We start from the raw sequence: 4,529 nt of genomic DNA on the forward strand, positions 1-4,529 counted from the left end.
CTCGCACGAGCGGCGCGCCTTCTTCATTTCCAAGGGCAGCCTCAGGCTTTTGCCGCGACCAGCCGCAAGTGATTTTCAGTGGTCGGCTCGGACGCGAGGACCGTGCGGTTCCTGCCCTGCCGCTTCGCCTCGTAAAGCGCTTCGTCCGCTCGCCGCATGACTTCCGAAAAGGTCAGGCCCTGCGAGGCGGCAATTCCGAGGCTGAGCGTGGGCGCTATCTCGCCGCCCGCGAAAGTCGATATTCCCAGCTCCGACACCGTGCGGCGCAGGCGCTCGGCGGCGGCATGGGCTTCCCGCCCGCCCCGAGCATGGAGGAACAGGCCGAACTCCTCGCCGCCCAGTCGGCCGCAGAGGTCGCCGGCGCGCAAGTTGCCCTGTATGGCATCGCCGATCGCGACCAGCACGCGGTCGCCGACGCCGTGCCCGAAATCGTCGTTGATCTGCTTGAAATGGTCGACGTCGGCCACGATCAGCCACCCGGCGCGATCCGCCATGGCATCGCGAGTCATCTCGATGAAAACGTCTCGATTGGTAAGTCCGGTCATCCCGTCCACCTGCGCGCTGCGTTCGAGGCGCTGGAACGCCTGCGCCAGATCGGAATGAAGCCCGGCGATCCTGGCTTGCTGACGCAGGAGCACGAGGCAGACCGGCGCCGACACCGCCAGCGCCACGATCAGTCCCGACACGATGAACTGCGTCGAAATCCCAAGACCGGGCAGCAGGGCCGCAATCTGCAACAGCACTGCCGCCCCCGCGACGGACAGGGCCGTGCCCGCGGCGACATTGCGCCAGCCCTGGCTTTTCATGCGAATGAAACCTTACCCCGTTGAACCCTGGTCGTGTCAATATAGGATGATAGTTAAGGCTTTACTTCGCCTTCCTACAAAAACACTGCCGCCCGTGTGCGCTTAGAAGGTCGTCCGCCCGTGACAACTCGGGGATTCCACGGAGGTCACAAACGTTTGCCGCCGCAGGCCCGATCGCGTGTGGATGCGGACTTTTTCAGGACGGGTTAGCTTCCCATCCTAACGCCTTGGCAAAAAACGGGCATTCGTGTCAAAGGCGCGCGATGGTCGCCATGGCCGCCGCCGGGGCTCTTTCTTTCGCGCCATTGATAAAGAACGCGAAGACGTCGCGACCGGACTTCGACCATTCTGCAGCGCGCGCAGCCCAGCGATCGAGGTCGGCCTCGGGATAGCCCTGTTCGATCTCGCTTTGCGCATTCTGGAGTCGCACATAGAGGAAAGGGCTTGCCTCCGCCGCTTCCTTGAACGCGGGGTACTCCGTGCTGTCGGCAAGGATCACCGCCATCCCGGCTTCCCGAACAAGATCGAGAAACACGGGATCGCGAAAACTCTCATGCCGGGGCTCGAGGGCATGGCGCAAGCGCAGGCCGTGATGCTCCTGGGGCAGCAGGGCGAAGAATCGCGCGATCTCCTCGGGATCGAACCGCTTAGCCGGGGCAAGCTGCCAGTTGATGGGGCCGAGCTTGTCGCCGAGTTCGACGATGCCCTGATCGACGAAATTGGCGATGCTCTCGCCCGCTTCCGCAAGGTTCTTGCGGTTCGTGCAGTAGCGGGAGCCCTTCACGGCGAAGCGGAAATGTTCCGGCACGGAGTCCCGCCATTTGGCGAAGCTGGCCGGTTTCTGGCGCCCGTAGAACGTGGCGTTGATCTCGGTCCCGGTCAGGTGCTGGCCGACATATTCCAGCTCCCGCGCCTTGGAAATGCCTTTGGGGTAGAACGTCTCCCGCCAGGGTTCGTAGCTCCAGCCGCCGATACCGACGTGGATCTCCCCCGGCGCCTTCACCCTCACGGAGTCTTTTTCCGCGCCAGCCGCCGGCGGTTGGCCGTCACGCGCTTTCGGTAATGCCGCACGGCCTTGTGCGCCGTCTTTTCCGGCGAAGTCAGCCCGCCGGTCGCCAGCTTGATCGCCAGTTCGGCACCGGCCTGCAGCTTCTCGGTCACCATCAGGAGATTCTCGGTGTTGCTGCCGCGACCGGTCATCATATCGGTGGTGCGCATGCCCATGACCATCATGGATTCGGCCCAGAGCCAATAACTGTCGTGCGCGAGCTTCATTAGATCGCCATTGGAATTGCGCGGCATTCGAGAACCTTCTTGGTAGACGGCGACGATACCAGCGCGATCGATTCTCGCGAAGGGAAATTGGCGAGCGTTCAAACGTTCGTCGTCCCGGGCTCGACCCGGAACGACGTCGGTTCGGTCAGTCGTGCTCGCGGTTTCCGGCGCCCATATAGAGTTCGCTGCCGGTTTCCTTGAACACCTTGCTCATCCGAACCATCCCTGCTTCGGCTTCGGAGATGGCGAGCTTGCCGGCTTCCCCCGCCGCGATGAAGCCGGTGCTCGGCTGGTTCTGCTTCGCGGCGAAGTCCCGCACTTCCTGGCTGATCTTCATCGAGCAGAACTTCGGCCCGCACATCGAGCAGAAATGCGCGGACTTGGCGCCCTCGGCCGGAAGCGTCTGGTCGTGGTACTGCTCGGCGGTGTCGGGATCGAGGCTGAGGTTGAACTGGTCGCGCCAGCGGAACTCGAAGCGGGCACGGCTGAGCGCATCGTCGCGGACTTTGGCGGCCGGGTGGCCCTTCGCCAGATCGGCGGCGTGGGCGGCCAGCTTGTAGGTGACGACGCCGACTTTCACGTCGTCCCGGTCCGGCAGGCCGAGATGCTCCTTGGGGGTGACGTAGCAGAGCATCGCCGTGCCGTACCAGCCGATCATGGCGGCGCCGATGCCGCTGGTGATATGGTCGTAACCCGGCGCGATGTCGGTCACGAGCGGCCCGAGGGTGTAGAACGGCGCTTCGCCGCAAGCCTCGAGCTGCTTGTCCATGTTCTCCTTCACCTTGTGCATCGGCACGTGGCCCGGACCCTCGATCATCACCTGCACGTCCTGCGCCCAGGCGCGCTTGGTGAGTTCGCCCAGGGTGTAGAGTTCGGCGAACTGCGCTTCGTCGTTGGCGTCGGCGATCGAGCCGGGGCGCAGGCCGTCGCCCAGCGAATAGGCGACGTCGTAGGCCTTCATGATCTCGGTGATCTCGTCGAAGCGTTCGTAGAGGAACGATTCCTTGTGATGGGCGAGGCACCACTTGGCCATGATCGAGCCGCCGCGGCTGACGATGCCGGTCACGCGCTTGGCCGCCAGCGGCACGAAAGGCAGGCGCACGCCGGCGTGGATGGTGAAGTAGTCCACGCCCTGCTCGGCCTGTTCGATCAGGGTATCGCGGAAGACTTCCCAGGTCAGGTCCTCGGCAATGCCGCCGACTTTCTCCAGCGCCTGGTAGATCGGCACGGTGCCGATCGGCACGGGCGAGTTGCGGATGATCCATTCGCGGGTGTCGTGGATGTTGCGGCCCGTGGAGAGGTCCATCACCGTGTCGGCGCCCCAGCGGATCGACCAGACCATCTTGTCGACTTCGCTCGCCACGTCGGACGCGACGGCGGAATTGCCGATATTGGCGTTGATCTTGACCAGAAAATTGCGACCGATCGCCATCGGCTCGCTTTCCGGGTGGTTGATGTTGGACGGGATGATCGCCCGGCCGCGCGCCACTTCCTCGCGCACGAACTCCGGCGTGACGTAGTCGGGGATCGCCGCGCCCCAATCCTGCCCGTCGCGCGCATATTCCTTGAGCATCGCGCGGCCGAGATTCTCGCGCTCGGCAACGTACTCCATCTCCGGCGTGATGATCCCGCGACGGGCATAGTGCATCTGGCTGACGTTCATGCCCGCCTTTGCGCGCAGCGGGCGCCTGGCGACGTTGGGGAATGCCGGCACGCCGCCGGAGCGGTCCGGGCCGAGTTGGCCATTGTCCTCCGGCTTCACCGCGCGGCCTGCGTAGTCCTCCACATCGCCGCGTGCGAGGATCCAGTCTCGGCGCTTGACCGCAAGGCCCGCCGCGATGTCGATGGTGACGTCAGGATCAGTATAGGGGCCGGAAGTGTCGTAGACGCGCACCGGCGCTTCGCCCGATCCCGGCTCAAGATGGATTTCCCGCATGGCGACGCCGAGCGGCCCGACATGAATCTTCTTCGACCCACGAATGGGTCCAGTGGTAACATCGAAGTGCCCTCCCGGGAGGGGGATTTCCAGTTTGGAATTGATGTCGGCCATAAGCGATTTCCTTCGACTTATGGACGAAAGAAAGGTCGCGACAGATAGTCCTGTGGCCCGCCCTTCCCTCCGCCCGTGTTAACGGGTTCAGGTTCAACGGGTCGGGCAGCGTGACCTGCCCCTCTCAGCCATTTGTTTCCTTCCGGCTCTCGCTGACGCGAAGCCATGGGCACAAGCTCCCCGGGGATGGCGCGGACGATAGACGCGGCTTTTCCGCCCGTCTAGGGCCCAAAGATAGACATGCCGATCATCTATCGCCTCGACGCGCCTGCGCGCGAAGTTGCCCGCGCCATGGGGGCGGAAGCGGGCGACGATCCCTGGCCCGGCGGCTCGGTATCGGGCGGCGGGTTTGCTCCGGTGGTGACGATGGGCCGCGAGTTCGTCGCAGGGCCCAGGCC

At 64.4% G+C, this 4,529-nt stretch carries 4 protein-coding genes; all 4 read right to left on the reverse strand.

Annotated elements, in window-relative coordinates:
- Positions 1-41 precede the first annotated feature (41 nt).
- Positions 42-806 carry a GGDEF domain-containing protein gene (locus L284_RS0123555; RefSeq protein ID WP_021232140.1) on the reverse strand — a complete coding sequence of 255 codons (765 nt, stop codon included), beginning with the start codon at positions 804-806 and terminating at the stop codon, positions 42-44.
- Positions 807-1,056: 250 nt separating this feature from the next.
- Positions 1,057-1,809, reverse strand: a complete 753-nt coding sequence (locus tag L284_RS25760; protein WP_031341317.1) for a DUF72 domain-containing protein — start codon at positions 1,807-1,809, stop codon at positions 1,057-1,059.
- Positions 1,810-1,811: 2 nt separating this feature from the next.
- Positions 1,812-2,081: a hypothetical protein gene (locus L284_RS25765; RefSeq protein WP_021232142.1), complete on the reverse strand. Its 270-nt coding sequence runs from the start codon at positions 2,079-2,081 to the stop codon at positions 1,812-1,814.
- Positions 2,082-2,226: 145 nt separating this feature from the next.
- On the reverse strand, positions 2,227-4,131 hold the full coding sequence (gene thiC, locus L284_RS25770) for a phosphomethylpyrimidine synthase ThiC (RefSeq protein ID WP_021232143.1): 1,905 nt from the start codon (positions 4,129-4,131) through the stop codon (positions 2,227-2,229).
- Positions 4,132-4,529: the final 398 nt, after the last annotated feature.

Origin of the sequence: Novosphingobium lindaniclasticum LE124 (genome assembly GCF_000445125.1) — a bacterium.
GTDB lineage: Bacteria > Pseudomonadota > Alphaproteobacteria > Sphingomonadales > Sphingomonadaceae > Novosphingobium > Novosphingobium lindaniclasticum.